Genomic DNA, 25,639 nt, shown 5'->3' on the forward strand with positions numbered 1-25,639 from the left:
CGCCGCTTCGGTATGCGCTTAACGTCGATTCGCTTAGTCGGGTTTAAGTCCTTTGTGGATCCCGTCACGGTGCCCTTTGATGGCAATATGACCGCCATCGTAGGCCCCAACGGCTGCGGTAAATCCAATATTATTGACGCCGTGCGCTGGGTAATGGGGGAGTCATCCGCCAAAACCCTGCGCGGCGAATCCATGGCCGACGTTATCTTTAACGGCTCCACCGGCCGTAAACCAATCAGCCAAGCGTCCATAGAACTCAAGTTCGACAACCGCGATGGCAGCATGGGCGGCGTTTACGCTCAGTACGCGGAAATTGCCGTTAAGCGTCTAGTCACCCGCGACGGACAATCCAACTACTTCTTTAACGGCCAGAAATGCCGTCGGCGCGATATCGCCGACCTGTTTATGGGTACCGGTCTGGGGCCGCGCTCCTACGCGATTATCGGCCAGGGGATGATCTCGCGGCTGATCGAAGCCCGCCCCGACGATCTGCGCTCAACGCTTGAAGAGGCCGCGGGTATCTCCAAGTACAAAGAGCGCCGCCGGGAAACCGAAAACCGCATGCGGCGAACCCAGGAGAACCTGGAGCGTCTGGACGATATTCGCGAAGAGCTGGATAAACAGCTAGAGCGCCTCAAACGTCAGGCCGAAGCCGCCAAGCGCTATCAGGATCTCAAGGAACAGGAGTATCGGCTCAAGGGCGAGCTGGCGCTGCTGCGCGGGCGCGCCCTGCGTGCCGAGCAATCGCATCAAGAGAGCCGCGTTCGCGAATTGGAAATAGCGGTAGAAAAAGATGTCTTCGGTGTCCGCCAGTGCGAAACCCGCCTGGAGCAGGCCCGGGAGCAGCACGACGAACTTTCTGAGGTGCTCGATCGCCATCAGCAGCAGTTCTTTGAAACCACTACGCGCATCGCCCGTTTAGAACAGGATCAGGCCCACCGGCGTAGCCGTGAAACCCAACTGGCCAGCGACATCGCCACGGCTCGGCGCGAATTGGACGAGCAGCGCCGCGTTAGTGAAGGCGATCAGGAGCGTTTAGCCGCCATTGACGAGCGCTTTGAAGATTTACTCCCCGAACACGAAGCGCTGGAGGAGCAGCTCGAAAGCCTGGAGCAGGCGTTGTCCGACGCGTCTCCCGCGCTGGAAGCCGCCGAGCAGCAGTGGGCCGATGCCGAAACCCGCTGGCGGGATGCCAGCCGCGATGCGGATCGCAGCCAGGATCAGTTGCGCGACCTTGAACAGCGTATTCAGCGCTTACAGGCGGAAAATCAGCGCCGCCGTCAGCAGCGCAGCGAGGTAGCCGATCTCACCGCGCTGCGTGAAGAGCACGCTGTGTGCCAGGCGCAGTTGACCGAGGCCGAGGAGCAGTCGGAAGGTTTTCAAACCCAGCGGGATCAATGGCAGCAGCGCTACGGCGATGCTAAAGCAGCCTACCAGCAGGCCACTCAGACGCGGGACAATCAGCGCGCTGAACTCAGTCAGCGCCAGGGGGAGTTAGCCTCACTTCAAGCGTTGATTGATGCCGCCCTGGTGGATCACGATCCTGCTATTGGCACGACCTTAGAAGCGTATGGTTTAGCGGATGCCCCTCAACTGGGCGAAGCACTGCAGGTTGAGCCCGGCTGGGAAACGCTGGTGTCCTGGCTGCTCGCGCCTTGGCTCAATGCCCGCCTGGTGAACCGCCACCAACTGGCCGCTTTACCTGAAGCCTTAGCCACGGAGTGGCGGCTGATTGATCAAACACCACCCGCCGCCTCAACCTCTGGCCAGCGATTAGACAGCTTGGTCAAAGGCGCCGGTGCGTTGGGTGAATGGTTAGCGAGCATTCACTATACGCAAACGGCAGAACAAGCGGAGGCGCAGGTAGCGCACCTCGCACCTGGCGAAAGCGTGGTAAGCCAGGATGGCGTTTGGCTGGGCCGCGGCTGGCTGAACCAGCAGGCCAACGGCGAAGGTATCGACGGGCTGCTATTAACGCGCCGCCGCTACGCCGAACTGACCGCCCAGCGCGAAAGCGAAGAAGAAGCGCTGGCGCTGGCAGAAGCGCAGTGTGAAGCGGCCAGTGAAACCATTGAAACCCTGGAACAGGCCCGTGAACAGCAGGCCGAACAGGAGCGCGCCCACGCCGCCACCCTGCAACAGCTGGCGGTAAAAGAGCGCAGCCTGGCCCAGCGCTTGGAACATCTGGAGAGTCGCGCCACTGAACTCGATGAAGAGCTTGCCCAGCTGCAAGAAGATGAGGCGGAGTTGGCGCTTACCATCGACGAGCAGCGTGCCCGCTGGCATGTGGCGATGGAACAGTTGGAAAGCGCGGCGCAAGCGCGGGAAACCAGCGCCGAACAGCGCAACCGGCAGCGTGAAGCGCGTGACCAGTTGACCCAGCAGCACGCCCCGCTCAAAGCGCAGCAGCAGGCGCTGGCGCTGGAGCGTGAACGCTTGAGTGCCGAGCGCGATAGTCTGCGCTCACAGCAGGCGCGTTCAAGTGACTCTGAAGAGCGGCTCTCGCTGCGGATTGCCGAGCTGGAAGAGTCACGGGAAATGCTGATCGAACCCGACGAGCTGGCCGGTGAAGAGCTTGAAGAGCTGCTTCATCAGCGCGAGCAGCAGGAAGGGCGCTTAAACGCCACTCGTCAGCAGGCTCAGGCACTGGCAGAACAGCTGCGTAACGATGAACTTGCCCGCCAGCAGCACGAGCGCAACCTGGAACAGAGCCGCGAGCAGCTCCAGCAGCGGCGCATGGACGTGCAGGCGCTGGCGCTTAAAGCCACCACCCAGGATGAGCAGTTAGCTGAGCTTGGTCATAACGTCGAGACTCTTGCCGAACAGTTACCCCAGGAAGCGACGGAAACCCGTTGGCAGGAACGCCTGGAAAGCACCACGGATAAAATTCGCCGCTTGGGGGCGATCAACCTCGCTGCCATTGAGGAGTACGACCAGCAGGCCGAGCGGCGAAATTATCTGGAAGCGCAGCATGCTGAGCTGACCGAAGCGCTGGAAACCCTCGAAAGGGCGATTAAGCGTATCGATCAAGAAACCCGTGTGCGTTTCCGCGAAACCTTTGATCAGGTGAACACTGGGCTACAAACCCTTTTCCCTCGCGTATTCGGCGGCGGTGCTGCATGGCTAACGCTAACCGGCGATGATCTGTTGGAAACCGGCGTGGCGATTATGGCCCGCCCGCCGGGTAAGAAGAACAGCACCATTCATCTGCTCTCGGGCGGCGAGAAGGCGCTGACTGCGCTGTCGCTGGTATTTGCGATCTTTCAGCTTAACCCCGCGCCGTTCTGTATGCTGGATGAAGTCGATGCCCCCTTGGATGACGCCAACGTGGGCCGTTACGCCAGGCTGGTGAAAGAGATGTCTGAAAACGTTCAGTTTATCTACATCACCCACAACAAGATTGCCATGGAAGCCGCCGAGCGCTTGATGGGTGTCACCATGCAAGAGCCCGGCGTATCGCGGTTAGTCTCGGTGGGTATTGAAGAAGCGGCGGCGCTGGTCGATTAAACTAACTCCCTATCCTACCAAGCAGCAGTGAAAGCATTCTGATTGAGACCTGGGAGAACGAAGACTAAGCAGCAGAGTTCTTGGAAGAGCACTTCTGTTGAGAGCGTTTTTCCAAGGAGGCTATTGTCGAAAGCAGAGTTAGCGAAAGCACTATTGGCGATAGTAGAGTGAGCAAAGCTGAAGCGGCAAACGCCAAGTAGATAAACTTTTTGTTGGAAAAATGCGTAAAAAAATGTCCTAAAGCGTTCTTCTTAACTATATTAACCCTACTAATAGCGCGCTTGAGATGGTTAAACGGCTTATAGAGGCAATACGCAATGGCGGGTGTGTCGGTTGTCAAAACGGCTTTTCTTGCTTCTCGGATTCCTTTATAAAGCTATTTATAGATGTTAGATCTAATGATTGCGGCACTTTTGTTTGAAGTTAAGGTCAGATTTCTCTGGCCTAAAGAGAGGCAGAATTCTGCCATGGCGTGAAAATCGCGTTAAATGCAGCAAAAATTGGCCCTTTTGGTAGTAATCGCGCTATGCTTGGCTTTATTGATAGCAGGTAATTATTCAATAGCCGTTACCTATATTCAGGCATGACATTTTAGACACCGTGCCTTAGCAACCGGCAAGACGACCATGGAACGTTCGACATGGAACTAAGAGAGTGGCTAATCATTTTAGGGCTGGCGTTGGTATCGCTCATCGTTATTGACGGTGTGCGAAGACTTCAACGGCAGCGTCGTGTACCCCGTCTGGATCAGGCGGAGAAAGACCTATCCGGGAGTTCGCTAGATGATCCCGAGGAGGCTGCTAAAGCTGCGGAGATCAATTGGGAACTTCCAAATGGCGGTGCTCGAGTTGTTAAACCCGCAGACTATAGTGGCTTAGGTAATAAACCAAAGTTAGAACGTCAAGAGCATCCTGGGCCTTCTAGAGTGCTTTCAGAGTTTAGACGTTCCGCCTCTGCTAAAGCCGCCAAGCGCAAAGCTGATAAGGCAGATAAACTCGATAAAGCAGCATCAGTTGCTAAGCCAGCACCAAGCGTAGCCGTTAAGACAGAGCCGCCAGTCACTTCTGCGGCGACGTCTTCTGCTAGTTATGCTGCCCACAATGCGCCCACTGAACATGAGCGCCGCGAGCCCAGTATCTCAATGACTGACTCTGCACAAACGGGTTCTCCTCAAGCTGGTTCTCCTCAAGCTGGCTCTCCTCAAACCGAGAGGCCGCAGGTCAAGGCGACAGCACCTTCGCAGCCGGAACCACAAATTGAGCAGCCTGCGTCTTCTGCTGCAACGCCTAGCTCTCCGGTGGCAGAAGAGAACGTTGAAGCGTCTCAACCTGCTGCTTCAGATGCTATCTCGTTCACCGCCAGTGACACAGCTGCCACTGAAACAGACAGCGAAATGGCGGCACAGCCTCGCACTCAGCAGGAGCCAGAGCACACCCAGGAGCCTGTGCTGCGGGCTGAGCCAGAAGATGCCGTATTTGCTAAACACGCCAATGAACATTCGCCGAAACGGCGTCAGTTGCGTTCTGATACAGCGGGCGAATACGACGAGTTGGATGATGACGAAGTTGATGAGTATCGCCTGGTCGACTTTGAAGGCATGGGGCGCTCGCTTAAGCGTCGTTTGATTGCGCGGCGTAAAGAGAAGCAGCGCAAAAAAGCTGAGAAAGCGGTGCGTGATCAAGCCTTGGCCCAACAGAAGGCCGAGCGCAAAGCGCTGGAAGCAGAGCAGAAGCGTGAAGCCAAAGAAGCCGCTGACGCAGAGCGTGCCCGCCTTGCTCAAGAGCAGGCCCAAGCTCGTGAAGAAGCGGCTGCCGCCGAAAGGCTAGCCGCCCAGCAGCATGCTGCCGATGAAGAGGCGCGTCGCTACGCAAGCCATGAGTATGCAGCCCACGAAGAAGGTTTTGAAGAAAGCTTCGAGGCAGACGCTTATGACGGCCAAACGGCCGGCGAGCGTGGGATGAACGAGCGAGTCCGCGTACACCCAACGTTAGAAAAAGCTCTGCGCCATGATGTGAACGGTGAACACGCTAAAGAGACGCTGTCCAATGCCGAAGAAGTCGTGGTGATTAGCGTTCTGTCCCGTGATCCAGAAGGCTTCGATGGCACCAAACTACTTGAGCTGATGATGGTGTGCGGTTTGCGCTACAGCAGTGAAATGGGTGTTTTCCACCGCTTTGAAACCGAGAGCGATGCTAGTGAGCTTCAGTTCTCGATGGTGAATGTGGTTAAACCGGGTACTTTCCCCATTGAAGAGATGGGTGAGTTTATGACGCCCGGTATCACGCTGTTGATGCCGCTACCTGGCGCCATCGATAGTGCCGCTGCCTTTGAGGCGATGGTAGAAACCGCCATGGTGGTGGTTCGCCATATGGGCGGCGAGCTAAAAGACGAAAACCGCAGCGTGATGACCGCACAAACGATCGAATTTGCCCGCCAGCGGGTGCGTGAGTTTGAGCGCCGCCATCGCCTGCATCGTCAACTGCAAGCCCGCTAATCGTCGCCTACTAACCGACGAAGCAGCACTTGCTGTGAAACACCCGCCTTCTTGCCAGGAGGCGGGTGTTTCTGTTCAATACGCTGTTGTTTTGTCATTTTTTATGTTTTTGAAATTTAGCTTTTGAAATTTAGCTTTTGCGTTTTCGCTGCCGATTTTAGCTAGTACTGGAACCCACCCCAATGAGTCAGTCTGATTCTCAATCTCTGGAAGAGATTAACCAACTGCGGGCCGCCCTGGACGAGGCCAACTACCGTTATTACGTGCTGGATGAACCGACGCTGACGGATGCCGACTATGATCGTAAATTTCAGCGTTTACAGCAGTTGGAGGCTGAGCATCCGGAGTTGGTCACTCCCGATTCACCCACTCAGCGTGTGGGCGCTGCCCCTGCGGATGGCTTTCCATCGGTGGCCCACGCTATCCCCATGCTGTCGCTGGATAACGCCTTTAGCCGTGACGATATCCTCGCCTTTGCTGAACGGGTGGCCGAACGCCTCGAATGCACGGCAGACGACCTTGAATTTACCTGCGAGCCAAAGTTGGATGGCGCGGCCGTCTCGCTAGTCTATGAGCAGGGCATGTTGGTGAGCGGTGCGACCCGCGGCGATGGCCGCACCGGCGAAGGCATTACCTCTAATCTGCGCACGCTGCGCTCGGTACCGCTCAAGCTGATGGGTAAAAACGTGCCTGCGCTGTTAGAAGTACGGGGTGAGGTCATTATGCGCCATGCGGGCTTTGAGGCGCTGAACGAGCGTGCCCGGGAAGAGGGCAGCAAGGTCTTTGCCAACCCCCGCAACGCGGCGGCAGGCAGCCTGCGCCAGTTGGATCCACGCATCACGGCAAAGCGCCCGCTAGAGTTTCATGCTTATCAGGCTGCGCGCTTGGAGCCAGACTTAGGGGATACTGCGCACAGCGAATTAATGCAGCGTTTGTCCACGTTAGGCTTTCGCGCCAGTTCAGAATTGAAGGTGGTCAAAGGCCCTCAGGCCGTTGCCGATTACTGTGACCAGTTAGGCGAAAGGCGAGATGATTTAGGTTTCGATATCGACGGTGTGGTGATCAAGGTGAACGACCTGCGCCACCAGCGCGAACTTGGCTTTGTTGCCCGCGCGCCGCGCTGGGCGGTGGCGTTCAAGTATCCGGCTCAGGAAGAGGTCACCACGCTTAACGATGTGGAGTTCCAGGTTGGCCGTACCGGCGCCATTACCCCCGTGGCGCGTCTTGAACCAGTCACCGTGGCGGGTGTGACGGTGTCTAACGCGACGCTGCACAACGCTGATGAGATCAAACGCTTGGATGTCATGATCGGCGATACGGTGTCGATTCGCCGGGCCGGCGATGTGATTCCTCAAGTCGTGAGCGTGCATACCGAGCTGCGACCAGCGGATGCAAGGGAGATCATTTTTCCCGAACATTGCCCGGTGTGCGGTTCGGATATCGAGCGTATTGAAGGCGAAGCGGTAGCTCGTTGTTCGGGTGGCCTTTACTGTGCGGCGCAGCGTAAAGAAGCGCTCAAGCATTTCGCCAGTCGTAAAGCGCTGGATATTGACGGCTTGGGCGAAAAGTTGATCGTGCAGTTAGTTGATTTGGGCTGGGTAGAAACGCCGGCGGCGCTGTTTCACTTGTCTGTCGAACAGCTTCAAAGCCTGCCGCGTATGGGCGAGAAATCAGCCACCAACTTGGTCAACGCGCTTGAAACCGCTAAATCGACTACGCTGGCGCGGTTTATTTACGCCTTAGGCATTCGTGAAGTAGGCGAGGCGACGGCGGCCAATCTCGCCAACCACTTTGGTACCCTTGAGGCCATTCAAGCCGCTGAGTTGGAAGCGCTGGAAGCGGTCAACGATGTCGGCCCGATTGTCGCCGCTCATGTGCATACTTTTTTCCGCCAACCGCACAACCAGGAAACCATTGCCGCGCTGATTGATGCGGGCATTACCTGGCAGGAGGCGGAAGTCACCCAAGGCCCTACGCCGCTGGAAGGCCAGACCTGGGTGCTCACCGGCTCATTGGAGAGTATGACCCGCGATGAGGGCAAAGCACGCTTGCAGGCGTTGGGTGCTAAGGTGGCGGGTAGTGTATCGAAGAAGACTACCTGCCTGGTCGCAGGCGAAGCGGCGGGCAGTAAACTTACCAAAGCTGAACAGATGGGCGTGGAAGTCGTGGACGAAGCCACCTTTATCGAACGTTTGGCTGAGTGGGAGCAGCGTTAATGAGCCGTTTTATTGAAGTACCCGCCCGAATGCTGCCGCCGGACACCCTCAATGCCCTGCTAGAGGCGTTTGTGACCCGCCAGGGCTACGACACCACTGATACCACGGGCGAGGGCATACACGGCTGGGTAGCCGAACTGAAAAAGCAGCTTGAGCGCAATGAGCTGATTATCGCCCACGACCTTGAATTAGAGATGACCGAAGTGATGACCCTGGCTCAGTGGCGCTCGTTTGGGCGCGATGTCGCCGACGACGAAGAAGAGGGCGATATTTAGCCTCATCTTGCGAAGAGCCTCCCAATATGTCGTTGCGAGGAGCGCAGCGACGAAGCAATCTCAGCCTGTCGGGGCACCCACCCCAGATTGCTTCACTTCGTTCGCAATGACGCCTATGTGTCATTGCGAGGAGTGAAACGACGAAGCAATCTTTGCTGGCATTGGCAGGCAAACCCGAGATCGCCGCGCTTCGCTCGCGATGACAAAAGAATGTTGTAGCCAGGCGCCTAGCCAATGTGTCATGGCGAGAGTGAAACGACGAAGCAATCTCAGCCTGTCGGGGCACCCACCCCAGATTGCTTCACTTCGTTCGCAATGACGCCTATGTGTCATTGCGAGGAGTGAAACGACGAAGCAATCTTTGCTGGCATTGGCAGGTAAACCCGAGATCGCCGCGCTTCGCTCGCGATGACAAAAGAATGTTGTGGTCAGGCGCCCACCCAATATGTCGTTGCGAGGAGCGCAGCGACGAAGCAATCTTTGCTGGCATTGGCAGGCAAATCCGAGATCGCCGCGCTTCGTTCGCGATGACAAGAGAGTGTTGTAGCCAGGCGCCCACCCAAAAATGTCGTTGCGAGGAGCGCAGCGACGCGGCAATCTCAAGCTTGTCTATTAAGTCTGCCCACGAATAATTGCACTAATAATCCGCCGCCCTGGGTGTAAGTGGTCGACCAGCGGCGCTTCCAGTGGCATTGGTTCATCGCAGATTCGTGAGGCGATTACCTCGGCACAAAGCGGCGCGCTGGCGAGCCCCCTTGAGCCGTGGGCGGTGGATATCCACAGGCCTGGATGGTGCCTGCCAGGTATTTCCGCCACGCGGGTGGCATCTTTGCTCAGCAGCGAATAGTCTGCCCGCCATGCTTCTGCCACCGGCACCGGCCCAGCGTAAGGGGTTTTGTCGGGGCTTGCTGCACGCACGGCGGCACGGCCCTTAAGGTTCTCAGGGCTCAGCTCAATGCCTGCCTGTTCCAACGCCTTTACCAACGCGGGCAGCGTCTGGCGCAGCTCATCGATATTGCGCTGATGGTCGTCATCCGTCACATCAGTTGTCGCATTGTTGGGAACAAAGCTAGCCCCGAAGGTCAGCACACCCTCTAAAGCGGGCGCCACATAGCCGCCAGCACAGACGACGCGTTTAGGGCCCGCCACCTCATTGGGTAGCGTTAGCTCGCTAATCTGGCCGCGCACCGACTGTAGCGGTAATTCCGCCGTTTGCGTAAAGCGGTTAGCCAAATGCGCGCTGGCAATCACCACCTGATCCGCCCCCAACGTACTGCCATCGGCCAAGTTGAGCTGCCAGCCGTTTTCTAGTTGGGTAAGGGAGCGAACGTTGCCTTGCTGCAAGCTAATGCCTGGCTGGCTAAGCAAGTACTCACACAGCGCCTTAGGCCTTACCCACCCCGCCTGTGGATAATAAAGCCCGTGAGGTGCACTGACGGTGATTGCCGCCGTTTCGGTTAACGCCGGGTTCTCCATGCCCGTGACGACTTCAGGTGGCAGCGGGTGTTGCTCGATAAAACGCTGCTGGCGGCGTGCCTCTTTATCACTGCTTGCCAACTGCACCACGCCGCAGGGCTGCCATAAGCTTTGGGGGGAGTTTTGCTGCGTTAACCAGCGCTGGCTGTACAACAGCCCAGCAAGATAAACCCGGCTTTGGTGATTGGTCTCGGCGGCAAGCTTTACATATAGAGCGCCCTGGCGATTACCCGAACCGCCCGCACCGGGTGCTTCGCGCTCCACCACTGTCACCTTAGTGCCCCGCCGTGCCAGCGCTGCCGCTACGCTGCTTCCCGCCAACCCGGCGCCGACTATCACAACGTGCTTGGCCGGTGTCGCAGGCGGTGGGATAAACCAGGGAGTGGCCTGGCGGCGGTGATCCGCTGGTGGAGCTTCGATACTGCCCGCTAGCATTTCCCGCTTGCGGCCATAGCCCGGCACTTTCTTCCAGTTAAAGCCCGCCGCTTTCAGGCCCCGCTTAACGATGCCTGCGCAGGTAAAAGTGGCGAAAGTCGCGCCGGGGCGTGAACGGGCGGCCATGGCGTTAAACAATTCAGGCTGCCACATATCGGGGTTTTTAGACGGCGCAAAGCCGTCTAAAAACCAGGCGTCGACCTGACCATCCAACTGCTCCAGGCGCTCAGTGGTATCGCCGAAATGCAGATCAAGGGTGACGCGATCGGTTAAGTGCAGGCGGTGAATACCGCTAACCGCGGCGGGCCACTGGGCACAGAGCGCCTGTGTATAAGTCGCCAGCGAGGGCCAGCTAGCTAATGCTTGTTCAAGGGCAACTAGCTCAAGGGGAAACTTCTCTGTGGATAACAGGTGCAATCGTGCAGAAGAAGGTGCATGTTGTTCAAAACAGGCCCAGGCGCAGAGCATATTGAGCCCGGTGCCAAAGCCGGTTTCGCCAATCACAAAGGGCCGCGCGGCTTCCCAGGCGGCAAAGCGTTCGGGGAGGTGGTTGGCACCCAGAAATACATGTTCGGTCTCTGCGCGCCCATCGCCACGGGTGAAATAGATGTCATCAAACGCTGTTGCGTGGGGGGCTCCCTCGTTCCAGGTAAGGGTTGGCGTCGTTAATGCCGCAAGCGGTGGCAAAGCGTTTGAACGTTGGGTCACGCAGGTATCCGTATTGATGAACAGGTGGTTAAAAAATGATCAATTTGTTAGCGCTGGCGTTATCTCTGGCTTAGCGCAAAGCGTCCGCCGGGTTTGCACAGAGTTTTCCACAGGCTCTGTGAAAAAGCCGACGAACCCTCCATACTTGCCTATTGGCGTCAAGGCATAACTTTCTTGAACGGCTTAACAATTACCTTGGCATACACCCCTGCAATAATGTATGGGTCAGCGTCGGCCCACGCCTTGGCGCCTTCCAAGCTGTCGAATTCCGCTACCACCAAGCTGCCGGAAAAGCCTGCATCACCAGGATTTTCAGCGTCGATGGCAGGGTGAGGGCCAGCCAGTACCAGGCGGCCTTCATCGCGCAGCGCTTCCAGGCGTGCCAAGTGGTCTGGCCGGGCCGCTAAGCGGCGCTCTAAGCTATTGGGTACATCTTCACTCATAATGGCATACAGCATTTGGGGTTAACTCCTTGATAAGACGAGGATGCAAAGTGACCGTTAATTGACCGCACTGGCATAAGCGCGCACCATATCTTACCCATTGCGAAGGGTTCATTCACAGCTGAAAAGCGCATTCTGACAAACTGGCCACACGGCGTCATGCTTATGCCTCGACTTCCCACTACCTTTGATGCCGATCAGCGCTACCCAGTTGATTTGCACATGCACTCAACCGCTTCCGATGGCGTGTTAACGCCCACCGAGCTGGTAACCCTGTGTGCCGAACGCGGGCTGACGCACATGTCGCTCACCGATCACGATACCATGGACGGCATTGAAGAAGCGGGCCGCGCGGCGGAGCAAGCAGGGCTGTGTCTTATCCCCGGCTGTGAGTTATCCACACGCTGGCAGGGCGTCAATATCCATGTGGTGGCGTTGATGCCCGGTGGCATACAGGGGCCAATGGTAGAAGGCCTGATTCAGCAGCGTGAAGCTCGGATACAGCGTGCAGCAGTGATCGCCGAAAGGCTGGAAAAAGTCGGTTTATCCAACGCGCTGGAAAAAGCGCGCCTGCACGCCGGCAGTGACCGCCCGCTAGGCCGCCCGGACTTTGCCCGCGCGCTGGTAGCGGAAGGCGTGGTGCCCGACTGGGCCAGCGCCTTCAAGCGCTATCTGGGCAGCGGCAAAAAGGGCGATGTTAAAGCCCACTGGCCGGAAATCAGCGAAGCCGTGAGCTGGATTGTCGATTCCGGTGGTGTGGCCGTGATTGCCCATCCACTGCGCCACGGCTTAACCCGGCGCAAGCGAGGCCTGTTGATGGATACCTTCCAAGCGGCGGGCGGCCAGGCGGTTGAACTGGTCAGCGGCCAGCAGAACCCGGATAGCACCCGCGATCTGGCGCGTCAGCTAGTGGAGCGCGACCTTTACGCCTCTATGGGCAGCGATTTTCACTTCCCCGGCAGTCATGCGGCCCCCGGCAGCATGAGCCTGGTGCCGCGCACGGCGGCGCCCCCCATATGGCAGCATCCCCGGCTGCTGCACCTGCGCGATGCGTCACCCGGCCTGCTGGCGGTCGGTTAAATCACAGCCGGGTCATTGCAAAGCCCGGTCAGTTAAAAGCCAAGTCGGCTATGCTGTATAGGCAGGGCCTACGGACAGGAGTTACCAATGAGCCAATATTTTCAGATTCACCCGGAAAACCCTCAGAAACGCCTCATCGATCAGTCGATTGAGATCATTCGTAAAGGCGGTGTGGTTGCTTACCCCACTGATTCGGGCTATGCCCTTGGCTGCCATCTGGGTGAGAAGAAAGCCATTGAGAAGATAAAATGGCTACGTTCACTGGACGATAAACACAACTTCACCCTGGTGTGCTCCGATCTCTCGGAAATTGGCACCTACGCCAAGGTGGATAACGATGTATTTCGGTTGCTGAAAGCCCATACCCCAGGCCCTTATACTTATATTCTGGATGCCACTTCAGAAGTGCCGCGCCTGCTACTGCATCCCAAGCGGCGCTCCATTGGCGTGCGCGTACCGGATCACCGCATTACCCACGCGTTACTGGCCGCATTAGGCGAGCCGTTGATGAGCGTAACGTTGATTCCGGTGGGCGATGACCTGCCCATGAACGACCCGGAAGAGATCCGCGAGCGTTTTGGCGCCCACCTGGATGCCATTATCGACGGCGGCGCCTGCCATTTAGACCCCACCAGCGTCATCGACCTGCGCGAACTGCCGCCGAAAATCATCCGTGAAGGGCGCGGCGATATTTCTCCTTTCGTCGTCTAAAAACACTTTTCAGAGCAAATCCCTGCTTTTAGCTTTAATGAGCAGGGAGTTTGTCTATTTTTCATTATTTGAATGTTCAATGAAAATAAAATATGATCCTAACGGTTCTTTTCGATAATAAATTGTGATCCTTTAAGGCGAGGAATCGCCTCGTCTTTTTGAGATCGCCTAGCCCAGGAGATCATTCAATGACGAAGCCATTCCCTTCTCGCCTCTGCACCCTTGCTGCTCTAGCCAGCCTCACCGCTTTACCGCTGACCAGCCATGCAAATAGTGATGACGCAGAAATATGTGCCCAGGAAGCTTATGCAATGGGCCTGCGCTATCAACAGCAGTCTGCTGAAGCCGCTGCTCTGCAGCGTCAGGGTTTTGCCCTCGCCACCTACCGGCTTGAGGATCAGATTGAGGCGCATGGTGGTAGCGACGACTTGGCGATCATTACCGACCTGGATGAAACGGTGCTGGATAATAGCGCTCTGTTGGTTCGCGACATGCAGGCATGCCACGACTACACCACCTGGGACACATGGAAGCATTGGGAGCGTGAAGGCGAACCGCGTTTGATGCCGGGTGCCAAAGCGTTCCTGGATTACGCGGATGAGCAGGGCGTGGCCATTTTTTACGTCTCTGATCGCTACCAGGAGAACGAGGCCGACACTATCGCCACCTTGGAAGCGCTAGAGCTACCCCAAGTCTCTGAACAGAGCGTTATGTTGCTGGGGCCTGCCAAGGCGGAACGCCGCGCGGAAGTGGTGGATAACCACACCCTGGTGATGCAGCTAGGTGATTCCCTTCACGATTTCGCGGGTGACTTCGCGGGCGCGGATCTTGACCAGCAGCATGCGCTTGTTGAAGAGAATGCCGAGCGTTTTGGCAACGATTGGATCGTGTTCCCCAACGCTACTTACGGTGCCTGGAGCGAGGCTGAGTTAGACGCCTGGGAAGCCCCGCACGAAGTGGAGTGATCGGTTAGATAACCACTCCATACCGCATTAAATAAACGCTGCGCGCCCCAGATTTGGCTATTTTGTTTGACGATTTAGCTTAGCTGTCTTGGGGCGCGTTTTTGTCTTAGTTCTTGTCTTCGTCACTCTCGTGGCTATTTTCTTGAGCGTCATCTGTTTTGTCGTCGTCCTTCTTGCGCGGGTCTTCGCTGTCTTCGTCCAGCCAGGTGCCGCAGCGTAGGCAGTAGCGGGCGCGTTTTTCATGGCGTTCGTGACCGCAGCCGGGGCAGGCTTCTTCGGAGTAACGCTCTTCACGGATCGAGCGAATCACCTGAGCGGAAAATACCCCGGTGGGCACGGCAATGATCGAGTAGCCGAGCAGCATGAGTACCACCGTAATCGATTTACCCAGCGCAGTAGCGGGGACGATGTCGCCATAGCCGACGGTGGTCATGCTGACAATGGCCCAGTACATCGACATCGGAATACTGGTGAAGCCCGCCTCAGAGGATTCGATGGTGTACATCAGCGCCGCGAACAGGGTAATCACCATTAATATGGCGCTAAAAAACAGCAATATCTGGCGCATGCTGCGTTTAAGGGCATCCATTAAAAGACGCGCCTCGCCGACAAACTCCATCAGGCGCAGAATACGAAAAATGCGCAGTACTCGCAGCAAACGTACAATCACCAGACCATGTGCACCGGGCACCAGTAGTACCAGCCAAATGGGCAAAATCGCGATTAAGTCGACGATGCCATAAAAGCTTCTTAAATAGAGTGTCGGCTTTTCCAGGCAGTAAATGCGCAAGATCAGCTCAATGCTGAACAATAGCGTGAAGGCCCACTCAAGATAAAAGAAGAGTTCTCCGTAGCGTTCAGCATAAATCTCGATGCTGTCCAGCATGATGACCGCGACGCTCATCAAAATCGCTACGATCAGGGCGATGTCAAAGGCTTTAGCTCCCGGCGTGTTAGACTCAAATATGATATGGAACAGGCGGGTGCGGAGGCCTTCCGCACCGGGGGTTAGGTGAAAATTCATCGCATCATCCTGAAGTGAGCCTCAATGCCGTTCTAGTTAAACGCTAGCGTAGCGCGGTTTGGTACGCCAAGCGATGGGCGAGCGCTAACGCCGCTTTACCGTAGGCTGCATTGGGCTGGCCGTCCGCATCGAGCGCGCCAGGCAGCGCCTGGGCATAAGCGCGTGCGGTGGCATCCAGTTCGGGATGTTCGGCGAGAGTGGCCAGCGCCTGCTGGGCATCGTTTAAAAAGCTGGCTTGTTGGCTGTCGTGGTAGGCGTCCAGCGCCAGCGTGGCGCGGTGCAGCCACTCCGCCGGAGAGTGCGCTTCGGGTAGCGGCCAGTGTTGGGTGCTAAGGGCATTACCACGGGACGCCTTGCTGCTATCCGAAGGCCGCAACGGTACTTGTTCAGCAAGGGTCAATGCCAGCGCCCACAGAGCTTCAGGCTCGCCGCCTTTTAATTCGAGTTCTGCTTCGCGAATCGGCGTGCGGTAGCCACCGCTAATAATTTCGCCTTCATCCAATACCAGCTCGACATGACTCTCCTGGCCTTGTCCACCCTCTTTTAGCTGCCAGCTACGCCGTGTGAAATCGGTGCTGAGTTGGGGGGCGAGGGCATCTAGCACACTGCTAAGTTCGCCTTGAAAAGGGGGGAGCTTGGCAATTGAAGCGAGATCCAACTGCGGGCCAGCAATCTGCCACTCCCACTCTTCGCGCTGGGAAATCCCGCCACCACCTTGGCCAGCGGTTTTCACCGTTTGCAGCACCTGGCCGTCTACCTGGCGAAGTCGCAGCGCAATATGTGCTTTCGCCAGATCACCCTGAGGGGTATCAAAGTAGGTATTGACCAGCGATTGTTTACGCACGGCGTGTGAAGCGAGATACGGGTGTTGAGTCAGCGCCGCAGGCCCTGTCGGGGCAAGGGCCAGTTTAAGTTCCACTTCCATGGGGTTTGGGCTTTTCATGACGCTAGCCACCTCGTTATCGTGACATTTAAATGAATATTTGATTACATTTGTGAACTTTTCATGACGGCGGCAGGCGCACTCTTTATACTGGCGCCGCCATTTCCAGGCTCCCCGAAAACAGGCTAAAAGGCATTATGGTTACCTCCAATCCTTTTTCTTCGATGTTTGGCCGCTCGCCATTCCAGCCGTTATTGGCCCATATCGTCAAGACGAATGAGTGTGCCGATCAGTTGTTGCCGTTTTTTGAAGCAACCCTGGTTGATGACTGGGACAAAGCGGCTGAGCTGCGCGAAAACGTCACCCGCCTAGAGCATGACGCCGATACGCTGAAAACAGAGCTGCGGTTGAACCTGCCCAACACCATGTTTCTTCCGGTGTCGCGCTCCGATCTGCTTGATCTGATCAGCGTACAGGACAAGATCGCCAACAAGGTGCGTGACATTACCGGCATTATGCTGGGGCGTAAAATGCGCGTGCCGGATGAGCTGGCCGCGCCGATGCGCGACTACATTCGAACCAGCGTTGCCTGCGTGGCGCAAGCGCGTCAAGCGCTAGAAGAGCTCAAGGATCTACTCGAGTCCGGCTTTGGCAAAAACGTCTCGGATGTGATGCAGAAGATGATCCGTGAGCTGCACACCCTCGAACACCAAGCCGACGACCAACAGATCACTATTCGCCGCCAGCTGTTCAAGCTTGAGAGCCAGCTACCGCCAGTGGACGTGATCTTTCTCTACAAGATCATTGAATGGGTTGGCGAACTATCCGACCGCGCCGAGCGCGTGGGTAGCCGTCTGCAGATCCTGACTGCCCGCTAAGGGGACTTTCATGCTGATTATTGCCCAGCACGGTGAAATTTTTATCATCCTGGCCTGTTTGTTTGGCTTTTTCATGGCCTGGGGCGTTGGCGCCAACGACGTGGCCAATGCCATGGGAACCTCGGTGGGGTCGAAAGCGATCACCATCAAACAGGCTATCCTGATTGCGGTCATTTTTGAATTCCTGGGTGCCTGGCTAGCCGGTGGCGAAGTTACCAATACGATCCGTAAAGGTATTATCGACCCCGAACTGCTACAGGACGACCCACAATTGCTGGTCTACGGCATGCTGGCAGCACTGCTGGCGGCGGGAACATGGCTGCTGGTGGCCTCCATGAAAGGCTGGCCGGTTTCCACGACGCACTCGATTGTCGGCGCGATCGTAGGCTTTGCGGTTGCAGGGCTAGGCCCTGCTACGGTGGACTGGGGTGCGGTAGGCAAGATTGCCGCCAGTTGGGTGGTCTCCCCCTTGTTGGCAGGTACCATCGGTTTCGTGCTGTTTAAATCGGTACACCACCTGATTTTCGAGGACGCCAACCCGTTCACGGCCGCCAAACGCTACGTACCCGGTTATGTGTTTCTGGTGGGCTTCATCGTTTCGATGGTCACGCTGACCAAAGGGTTATCTCATGTGGGGTTGGATCTAACCTTCAATCAGAGCCTGTTGCTGTCGATCCTGCTGGGCCTGGTGATTATGGGCATTGGCCTGATCATGCAGCGGCGTATCAAGTTCGAGCACAATACCAACGACCACTTCGGCTATGCCAACGTTGAGCGTGTGTTCGGCGTGCTGATGATCTTCACCGCCTGTGCCATGGCCTTTGCCCACGGCTCCAACGATGTGGCGAATGCGGTTGGCCCGCTGGCAGCGGTGATCAGTGTGGTGCAAACCGGCGGTGAAATTGGTGGTTCCGCACTGGTGCCCTGGTGGGTACTCGTATTGGGTGGAGCTGGTATCGTAGTGGGCTTGGTCACCTACGGCCATAAGGTCATCGCTACCGTGGGCACCGGTATTACAGAACTGACCCCCAGCCGTGGCTTTGCCGCTACCCTGGCGGCAGCCACCACGGTGGTGCTGGCCTCGGGCACTGGCCTGCCGATTTCCACCACCCACACCCTGGTCGGCGCGATTCTTGGGGTGGGGCTGGCACGCGGCATGGCGGCTTTGAACCTACGGGTCATCGGCACGATTGCCATGTCGTGGCTGATCACACTACCAGCAGGCGCGGGTCTGGCGATTCTGTTCTTCTTCATGTTCAAGGGCATGTTCGGTTAACGAATAATAAACAGCACTTGTAAACGTAGTACGCCAAGGCTCGAAAGGCTTTAGAAGCATCTGAGCGATAAGATCACAGCGGCATCTTCATGTTTATCTGCATTAGATCGAGCAGATTTGCATTTGAAGGTGCCGCTGTTTTTCGTGCTCTGGTAAAGTAACTGGAGATTGTTTTTGAGATCGTTTTTGAGATTGTTTCTTTCACCTGCTGCCGGAGAGCGGCCCTTGGATACGCGCTTCCCCTTTGTTGATTGGTTTCGTAACGCTTCCCCCTACATCAATGCCCACCGGGGGCGAACCTTTGTCATCTTAATTGAAGGCGAAGCCATGGCGTCTGGCCGAGGGGAGCAACTGATTCAGGATTTGGCGCTGCTGCATACCCTGGGTGTGCGACTGGTCGTCGTGTTCGGCATTCGCCCCCAGGTGCACGAGTCGCTAACCGCCGCTGGCGTAGAGCCCACGCGCATCGATGGCCGCTGGGTCGCGGATCGCGCGGTGATGGCTCACGTTGAGCAGGTAGCTGCCCACCAGCGGCTATGGCTGGAAGCGCGGCTCTCTCTTGGCCTGCCCAGCACGCCGCTGCACGGTGTGGAACTGAGCGTGATCTCCGGCAACCTGGTGACCGCCAAGCCATTAGGCGTGCGCGAAGGGGTGGATTTTGACCACAGCGGTGAAGTGCGCCGGGTGCGTGCCAGCGCCATTGAAGGCCTGCTGGAAAAAGGCTCGCTGGTGCTGCTGCCGCCGCTAGGGTTCTCCAGTACCGGTGAGGTGTTCGATTTAGACGCCTCTGAAGTCGCTCAACACGCCGCCGTGGCGCTGAAAGCCGACAAGCTGATTTTGCTGGGGGAATCCGAAGGCTTGGAAGATGAGCAGGGCGCGCTGCTGCGCCAGCTTTCCCCGGCGGAGGCCGAGCCGCGTTTAAGCGCCGCAGTGCCAGGTAGCGAGCTAGCCCGCCACTTACAGGCCGCCTGCACTGCCGCACGGGAAGGCGTGGCGCGCACGCACCTGCTTTCCTGGCGCAACCACGATGCCCTGCTGGGTGAGTTGTTCACCCGCGACGGCGTGGGCACCATGATTACCCAGCACCGCTACGAACAGCTGCGCCCGGCCACGCTCAACGATGTAGCGGGCTTGCTGGAACTGCTGGAACCGCTAGAGCGCCGAGGTATGCTGGTGGCGCGTTCAAGAGAGCGCCTGGAGCACGAAATCGATGACTACATGGTGATCGAGCGCGACGGTATGGTGATTGGCTGCGCCGCGCTGCATGTATTTACGGACACCAGCATTGCCGAACTCGCCTGTGTAGCAGTGCACGACAGCTACCGCGGTGGCGAGCGGGGCGAGCGCCTGGTGGAAGCCATGGAGCGCCGCGCCCGCCAGCGCGGCTTAACTGAAATCTTCGTGCTGACGACCCACACCGCCCACTGGTTTGTGGAACACGGCTTCCGCGCCGCCAGCCTGGAAGACCTACCCCCGCTGAAACGCGAAACCTACAATCACGCCCGTAAATCGAAGGTGTTGGTGAAGCAATTAGCGTAATTCGCTTATTGAAAATTGGGTGGCTAATTAGCAGCCCTGGTTGAACGTGGCATTAGCGAAAACAGCTCCGGCTGCTTTTGCGCTTCTTGTTGAATAGTGTCGTCAATCGGTGTGTCGTAGGTTTTGAGCAGGTAACCGAGCACCGAGTAAAAACCCACCATGGCGATCAGGTCGATCACTGCTTTGCGTCCGATCGCCTCGGCAAGTTCTGCTTCCTGCTCCTTGGCCAGCATGCGCTCATCGAATAACGCATCCACGGCGTTGACGATAAGACCATCAACGCCTTCGGGAGTACCGCGAATAGCAGTGATCCGGTGTTCGGAGAATCCCAGGGCAAGTGCACGACTAACATGATGGGCCCACTCGTAGGCTGAGCCCATACGTAAACCCGCGCGTAAAATCACCACTTCGGTCAGTTCCGGCCCTAACGCATTCTCCTTAACAACGTGTTGGCGCAAGGGCGCCCACGCTCTAAGCAAGGCCGGGTGATGGGCCATGGTGCGATAAACGTTGAGTGCGCCAGCAAAGCCCTCGCGTAAATCAGGGATCTCCTCAGGCCAGTCGGCATCGGAAATAGGCGGGCAGGGAGAAGAGGGCATGGGTGGGTCTCCTTTCAGATGTTGTTGATTGTGTCATCACTCTGCGATGGCGGCGGTTATGGCCTCGGCAATACGCTCAATGATCAGGTCTACTTCGTCAGGCGCAATGATATAGGGCGGAGCCAGCAAGATATGATCACCGTTAATGCCATCAATAGTGCCGCCCATCGGGTAGCTGATCAGGCCACGCGCCATGGCCTGTCGCTTGATCTTGGCGTAAATCTTTCTAGCCGGATCGAAAGGTGTTTTGTTTTCCCTGTCCGCGACAATCTCGATACCGCGAAACAAGCCCCTGCCGCGAATATCGCCCACATGGGGGGATGCGCCGAGCGCCGCTTCAAGGCCGCTCTGTAACCTCGTGCCCATGGCATTGACGTTCGCCAGCGTCTCCGGCCGTGCAATGATCTCAACCACTTTGTTGGCGGCCGCGGCGGCCACAGGGTGCCCAAGATAGGTATGGCCATGCTGAAACAGCCCAGACCCATTGGCAAAACTGGCGTAGATGTTGGCCGATAGCATCACCGCGCCGATAGGCTGATAACCGCCGCCCAAACCCTTGGCAATCGTGACGATATCCGGGACTACCCCATCTTGTTCGCAGGCGAAGACGGTGCCAGTTCTTCCCATGCCGCACATCACTTCGTCGAGGATCAGCAGTACGCCGTATTTATCGCAAATGGCACGAACGCGTTTGAAGTAATCCGCCTCAGAGGCGACCGCCCCTAAAGTGGCACCGACGACAGGCTCGGCAACGAAGGCTATGACTTCTTCAGGGCCAAGTTCCAGAATCTTTGCCTCAAGCTCCTCGGCAAGCCGTGCAGCATAGGCCTCGGGCGTCTCATCGGTGCCCTTGTCGCGATACGCATAGCAAGGTGATACATGGTGTGTTTCTGGCAGAATCGGCTGAAACTGCTGGCGCCGCATGGCATTGCCACCGGTTGCCAACGCGCCGATGGTATTGCCGTGGTAGCTCTGGCGTCTGGCAATGATATGCCGTCGCTGGGGCTGATTAATCTCTACAAAGTACTGCCGGGCCATTTTCAGCGCCGCTTCGACGGCTTCCGACCCACCCGACACCAAGTAGACGTAATCCAGCCCTTCAGGGGCTAAATCCACCAGCTTCTCGGCAAGCGCTTCGGCGGCATCTGTAGTGAAAAATGAGGTGTGGGCGTAACAGAGGCTATCGATCTGCGCGCGCATGGCGGCCAGCACTTCCGGGTGGGCGTGTCCTACGCTGGTGACCGCAGCGCCTCCCGAGCCATCCAGATAGCGGCGCCCCGTGGTGTCCGTGATATAGACGCCCTGTGCCGACGCAGCATGAGGTAGCTGCGCCCCGATACCGCGGTGAAGAATACGCGTCATAGCCTCTTTCCCTCATTATCAAACGGTGAGCAATTCATATGACAATGAGATTGGCACACTCACAAAGATATTTGCAACAAATAAATCATTTAAATATAGTGTGAAACATGTAGATCATTTCTTTGCAGAGACAACCCTTATTTCTTCACAGAGCCAACCACTATGCAGCCAAGCGATTCCCTAAGAGAGCAGATTATTGCCCAGTACGATGCCATGTCTGCGCAGCTGCAACAGGCCGCTCGCTATGTGCTTGAGCATCCGCAGGAAGTGGCGCTGGTGTCCATGCGCGAGGTGGCGCGCCTAGCGGGTGTGCAACCCGCCACCATGACACGGCTTGCCAAGTTCTTGGGATTGCCAGGGTACGACGAACTTCGGGCGCAGCATGCAGCGGTGTTACGTCAGGGGGGCGATGGCTTTGCGGCCAAGGTTCGCCAGCGGGTAGATGAAGGCAGTGAAAGGGGAGTCAGCGATACCGCTTCGCATATGCTTCAAGGGCTGAGTGCCCAGCTTGCTAAGCTCTGCGAGCCCGATTCACTACGGCAGCTGGAAGCCACCGCCACTAGGCTGAGATCAGCGAGAAAGGTATACGTGCTGGGGTTACGTTCCTGCCATGCCGTTGCCTGGCATTTCCATTACGTGATGACCCTGCTGGGCGAGCGCTCGGTTCACCTGGATGGGCCTGGGGGAACCGGCGGAGATGGACTAATTCGTGCCACATCTGAGGATGTATTGCTCGTTATCTCCATCAAACCTTATGCAACAGGGACGCTGGAACTGGCCCAACTGGCAAAAGATAAGGGGGTGGGGATTGTTTCCATCACCGATAGTGAAGTGTCGCCGCTGGTGGGGATGTCAGCGCAGACGATTCTATGCCCCACGGAAACCGATAGCTTTTTTCACACGCTAACCCCGGCATTAGCCGTCTCCGAAGTGCTGTGCAGTTTATTGGCGGAATTCGATAGGCCTAAGACGCTAGACGCTTTGCAGCAAGCGGATGAACACCTCTCGCATCTCAATACGTATGCGACGGCTATCCCCAGGCGGCAGTGAGAAGCGAGGCTTATTGACCCAACATTACTGTCAGATAAATCCTTCGATAATTACCGAGCGGTAATTGTCAGTCGTCTCGTCGGGTTATTAGGATTAAATATTCCCGAGCGGGAATATTTTGGCGTTGCCGTGATTGTATGAACAGTGTTCTAACAAAAGGGTGGCTCAAAGCCACCCCGGGAATGCGCGCTAAATCTTATATAAGAAACGCTTAGGTATTTAAGATAACGCCGCCATTCAGGTGCATGGTCTGGCCACTCATGTAGGAAGACTCCTCGCTGGCCAAATAGACATAGGCAGGACCCATTTCGCTGGGCTGCCCGGCGCGTTTCATGGGCACCTGGCCGCCGAATGACGCTACCTTCTCATCTTCAAAGCTGGCAGGAATCAGCGGGGTCCATACCGGCCCTGGCGCTACGGCATTCACGCGAATGCCACGATCCATCAGCGACATCGCCAATGAACGCACCAGCCCCTGAATAGCGCCCTTGGTGGCGGTGTAATCGATCAGCGTGTCGTTGCCCTTAAAGGCATTGATCGATGAGGTGGCAATAATGGTGTCGCCTTCGCTGAGATGCGGCAGGGCTGATTTGGTGAGATAGAAGTGGCTGAAAATATTGGTCTGGAAGGTGCGCAGCAGTTGATCATCGGGGATCTCGGTAATATCGCCCCAGTCGTACTGCTCGGCGGCGTTGTTGATGACGATATTGATCTTGCCGAAGTGGTCGAGGGTGCGCTTGACGATCTCGCGGCAAAACGCTGGCGCTGCCACATCGCCTTTCAAAACCAAGCAGCGACGACCTTCGGCTTCCACCAGCCGCTTGGTCTCTTCTGCATCTTTGGTTTCTTTAAGATGCACGATCACGCTGTCGGCACCTTCGCGGGCATAGTGAACGGCGACTGAACGCCCTATGCCGCTGTCGCCACCGGTAATAATCGCGACCTTGTCCAGTAACTTATCGGCGCCCCGGTAGCTTTCACGGATGTATTCGGGCTCCGGGCGCATGGCGTATTCATCACCAGGCTGTTTATCCTGATGCTGGGGTGGTTGGTGTTGATCACTCATGTGCGGTCACTCCATTGTTGGCACAATTTGGTTTGCACATACGGTTAGTTATCGTAAAACATCACTTACTAACCACTGTTCAGGCCCTCGTATCCTCAAGTGCCTTCACGCTGTAAACGTAGACCAAGGTAGTAACAACGGCAAACCAGGAAGCGAACGCTGAGCAATAAAACGGTTGGTCATGCAGAGAAATGATAGTGGCAGGTTATTGATGCTATCAATATTGCTAATGTAGCTGCTATAAAGCTATTTACCTGTTTTAAGTGTTTGTTTTAAGTGTTTGTTTTAAATGTTGTTTAATTATAGTTATGTCGTGGGTGCTTATGAGGGTGAATTGCAAGTTGAAGGGGAAGGGCTACAGTTAAGTCAGCCAGGGATAGGAGGCACCACGAACGCCTCCCACTCTTTCGCTCACCCACTACGGTAAGGAAGAAGCGATGACTCAAGTTCCTGATAAAGACAAGAAGGCCCCTAAAGATCGTGACGATCACCATGAGGAAGCCAACCCGATGCCGGACACCCACCATGTAAACCCGGAGTCCGATGACGATAAAAAGTCAGGTAAGGATTCCAAGAAATAAGCTATGCAACATTGTTTCTATGCAGAATTGTTTAGGCCAACGCTAAACAACAAAGGCGCTACTTCCGGTAGCGCCTTTTCTGTCAGTGTTAAACCTCTATGTTAATAGAGGACGTTGATACGGCAACGTCACCTAGCGAGGTAGGCAGCAACTGACCCAATGAGGAGTAGAGGGCGTCAGAAGTGGATGCTGCAACCGCTCGATCAGTCTTTTCCATTATGTCTTCAGCTTTCTTTAGCTCACGACGAGCTTCTTTATCTTCTTCATTCAGCCGAACCTTAAGTTCGTTAACTGCTTCGCGCAGCGCTTTTTGGGCGTCAGTCAGTACGCCGCGTAGTGCGTGTTCACTAGCGCTGGGGCCATTGGATTTCGAGCGGTTGTCTTCATTCTGAATGAGGTTAGGTAGGCTTGGTAATACGCCGAGCTCGGTGGATTCATCGCTTTCAGGCTCGCCCGCTGCCTTCTCGGCCTCTTGCTCAGCAGCCTTTTCAGCATCATCTTCGGCTGTTTCCGCACTGGCTTCGGCTTGCTGCACGTCACTGGAAACCGTTGCCTGGGCGCCCTCATCGCCACCCGCCGGGGCCCCCGCTGATTCGGCTCCGCTGGTTTGAGCCACGGCCGGTTGAGCTGCTGTCGTGGGAACTGCTGGCGTTGCAACCACGGACGGGATAGCGGTCATGCCAGCACCACCGCCACCTTGATTGTTCAGTAGCTTAGCCGCACCGGCAAGCTCACGGGCGATGCTCTTGAGCTCCTTGGCCATGTTTTTAAGCTGTTCAGGAGAGGCGAAGGCCATCATGGCTTTCAGCATTTCAATCCGCTGGCGCAGGAAGCCCACTTTATCGGTGGCCTGCTGCTGGGCGGCTTCCTTTGGCGTAGGTAGCGACGCCAAGCTTTCCAGCGCTTCCTGCTGCTTTTTAAGACGCTTTGTGAACGGGTCGTCTTCAGCAGGCTCGCTCTTTTGGGAGGCAACGCGGGTAGGCGTTAAAAACTGCGGCTTATCTTGGCGCTGATTAATTAGTGTAAATGACGAAAATCCAATCTTCATGGCGGTATCCTCTCCTCATTGTT

20 protein-coding genes are annotated in these 25,639 nt (G+C 56.6%); 12 read left to right on the forward strand and 8 right to left on the reverse strand.

What is annotated here, in order from left to right; genetic code table 11:
- Nucleotides 1–12 precede the first annotated feature (12 nt).
- From smc to E0L35_RS17310, 4 genes are all read left to right on the forward strand, one after another.
- A complete protein-coding gene (smc, locus tag E0L35_RS17295; protein ID WP_138800948.1) occupies nucleotides 13–3,507 on the forward strand; it encodes a chromosome segregation protein SMC in 3,495 nt (1,164 codons plus the stop codon).
- 640 nt (nucleotides 3,508–4,147) lie between these two features.
- Nucleotides 4,148–6,001 carry a cell division protein ZipA gene (gene zipA, locus E0L35_RS17300; RefSeq protein WP_138800949.1) on the forward strand — a complete coding sequence of 618 codons (1,854 nt, stop codon included), beginning with the start codon at nucleotides 4,148–4,150 and terminating at the stop codon, nucleotides 5,999–6,001.
- Nucleotides 6,002–6,183: 182 nt separating this feature from the next.
- Nucleotides 6,184–8,217, forward strand: a complete 2,034-nt coding sequence (gene ligA, locus E0L35_RS17305; protein WP_138800950.1) for an NAD-dependent DNA ligase LigA — start codon at nucleotides 6,184–6,186, stop codon at nucleotides 8,215–8,217.
- On the forward strand, nucleotides 8,217–8,492 hold the full coding sequence (locus tag E0L35_RS17310) for a YheU family protein (protein WP_138800951.1): 276 nt from the start codon (nucleotides 8,217–8,219) through the stop codon (nucleotides 8,490–8,492). Before ligA ends, E0L35_RS17310 begins: the two co-directional genes overlap by 1 nt.
- A 612-nt stretch (nucleotides 8,493–9,104) precedes the next feature.
- Here E0L35_RS17310 and mnmC read toward each other — a convergent pair.
- Together mnmC and E0L35_RS17320 are read right to left on the reverse strand one after the other, a co-directional pair.
- Nucleotides 9,105–11,111, reverse strand: coding sequence for a bifunctional tRNA (5-methylaminomethyl-2-thiouridine)(34)-methyltransferase MnmD/FAD-dependent 5-carboxymethylaminomethyl-2-thiouridine(34) oxidoreductase MnmC (gene mnmC, locus E0L35_RS17315; RefSeq protein ID WP_138800952.1), 2,007 nt, complete (start codon nucleotides 11,109–11,111; stop codon nucleotides 9,105–9,107).
- Nucleotides 11,112–11,269: 158 nt separating this feature from the next.
- Nucleotides 11,270–11,569 (reverse strand): YciI family protein, encoded by a 300-nt coding sequence (locus E0L35_RS17320; protein WP_138800953.1) that lies wholly within the window; start codon nucleotides 11,567–11,569, stop codon nucleotides 11,270–11,272.
- A gap of 144 nt (nucleotides 11,570–11,713) precedes the next feature.
- Here E0L35_RS17320 and E0L35_RS17325 point away from each other — a divergent pair, with 144 nt between their 5' ends.
- The 3 genes from E0L35_RS17325 to E0L35_RS17335 all read left to right on the forward strand — a co-directional run bounded on the left by E0L35_RS17325 (nucleotide 11,714) and on the right by E0L35_RS17335 (nucleotide 14,310).
- Nucleotides 11,714–12,634: a PHP domain-containing protein gene (locus E0L35_RS17325; protein WP_138800954.1), complete on the forward strand. Its 921-nt coding sequence runs from the start codon at nucleotides 11,714–11,716 to the stop codon at nucleotides 12,632–12,634.
- 87 nt (nucleotides 12,635–12,721) lie between these two features.
- On the forward strand, nucleotides 12,722–13,345 hold the full coding sequence (locus E0L35_RS17330; RefSeq protein ID WP_138800955.1) for an L-threonylcarbamoyladenylate synthase: 624 nt from the start codon (nucleotides 12,722–12,724) through the stop codon (nucleotides 13,343–13,345).
- Nucleotides 13,346–13,533: 188 nt separating this feature from the next.
- Nucleotides 13,534–14,310, forward strand: a complete 777-nt coding sequence (locus tag E0L35_RS17335; protein WP_022519942.1) for an HAD family acid phosphatase — start codon at nucleotides 13,534–13,536, stop codon at nucleotides 14,308–14,310.
- A gap of 106 nt (nucleotides 14,311–14,416) precedes the next feature.
- Here the strand turns inward: E0L35_RS17335 and E0L35_RS17340 are convergent, their stop codons facing one another.
- Both E0L35_RS17340 and E0L35_RS17345 read right to left on the reverse strand, forming a co-directional pair.
- Nucleotides 14,417–15,334, reverse strand: a complete 918-nt coding sequence (locus E0L35_RS17340; protein WP_022519941.1) for an ion transporter — start codon at nucleotides 15,332–15,334, stop codon at nucleotides 14,417–14,419.
- A 43-nt stretch (nucleotides 15,335–15,377) separates the two neighbouring features.
- Complete coding sequence (locus E0L35_RS17345; protein WP_138800956.1) at nucleotides 15,378–16,277, reverse strand: CYTH domain-containing protein; 900 nt, start codon at nucleotides 16,275–16,277, stop codon at nucleotides 15,378–15,380.
- A gap of 137 nt (nucleotides 16,278–16,414) precedes the next feature.
- On the opposite strand from E0L35_RS17345, the gene E0L35_RS17350 reads away from it, so the two are divergent.
- The 3 genes from E0L35_RS17350 (at nucleotide 16,415) to argA (ending at nucleotide 19,910) form a co-directional block, all read left to right on the forward strand.
- A complete protein-coding gene (locus tag E0L35_RS17350; protein ID WP_009286796.1) occupies nucleotides 16,415–17,095 on the forward strand; it encodes a TIGR00153 family protein in 681 nt (226 codons plus the stop codon).
- A gap of 10 nt (nucleotides 17,096–17,105) precedes the next feature.
- Entirely contained in the window at nucleotides 17,106–18,371 is a 1,266-nt protein-coding gene (locus E0L35_RS17355) for an inorganic phosphate transporter (protein ID WP_022519938.1), read from the forward strand.
- Nucleotides 18,372–18,596: 225 nt separating this feature from the next.
- Nucleotides 18,597–19,910, forward strand: coding sequence for an amino-acid N-acetyltransferase (gene argA, locus E0L35_RS17360; protein WP_022519937.1), 1,314 nt, complete (start codon nucleotides 18,597–18,599; stop codon nucleotides 19,908–19,910).
- Between the two features lie 23 nt (nucleotides 19,911–19,933).
- Here argA and E0L35_RS17365 read toward each other — a convergent pair whose 3' ends face one another.
- Nucleotides 19,934–20,509, reverse strand: a complete 576-nt coding sequence (locus E0L35_RS17365) for a carboxymuconolactone decarboxylase family protein (RefSeq protein ID WP_027957337.1) — start codon at nucleotides 20,507–20,509, stop codon at nucleotides 19,934–19,936.
- Nucleotides 20,510–20,545: 36 nt separating this feature from the next.
- Nucleotides 20,546–21,871 carry an aspartate aminotransferase family protein gene (locus E0L35_RS17370; protein WP_138800957.1) on the reverse strand — a complete coding sequence of 442 codons (1,326 nt, stop codon included), beginning with the start codon at nucleotides 21,869–21,871 and terminating at the stop codon, nucleotides 20,546–20,548.
- A 162-nt stretch (nucleotides 21,872–22,033) separates the two neighbouring features.
- Here E0L35_RS17370 and E0L35_RS17375 point away from each other — a divergent pair, with 162 nt between their 5' ends.
- The gene (locus E0L35_RS17375; protein ID WP_138800958.1) at nucleotides 22,034–22,921 is read left to right on the forward strand and encodes a MurR/RpiR family transcriptional regulator; all 888 of its coding nucleotides are present in this window, start codon (nucleotides 22,034–22,036) and stop codon (nucleotides 22,919–22,921) included.
- 211 nt (nucleotides 22,922–23,132) lie between these two features.
- Here the strand turns inward: E0L35_RS17375 and E0L35_RS17380 are convergent, their stop codons facing one another.
- Entirely contained in the window at nucleotides 23,133–23,987 is an 855-nt protein-coding gene (locus E0L35_RS17380; protein WP_138800959.1) for an SDR family oxidoreductase, read from the reverse strand.
- Nucleotides 23,988–24,424: 437 nt separating this feature from the next.
- Between E0L35_RS17380 and E0L35_RS26305 the strand changes: the two genes are divergently transcribed.
- A complete protein-coding gene (locus tag E0L35_RS26305; protein WP_171051180.1) occupies nucleotides 24,425–24,568 on the forward strand; it encodes a hypothetical protein in 144 nt (47 codons plus the stop codon).
- Between the two features lie 88 nt (nucleotides 24,569–24,656).
- Here E0L35_RS26305 and E0L35_RS17385 read toward each other — a convergent pair whose 3' ends face one another.
- Nucleotides 24,657–25,616: a hypothetical protein gene (locus E0L35_RS17385; RefSeq protein ID WP_138800960.1), complete on the reverse strand. Its 960-nt coding sequence runs from the start codon at nucleotides 25,614–25,616 to the stop codon at nucleotides 24,657–24,659.
- Between the last annotated feature and the right edge of the window lie 23 nt (nucleotides 25,617–25,639).

It is taken from the genome of Halomonas sp. ATBC28, assembly GCF_005937175.1.
GTDB lineage: Bacteria > Pseudomonadota > Gammaproteobacteria > Pseudomonadales > Halomonadaceae > Vreelandella > Vreelandella titanicae.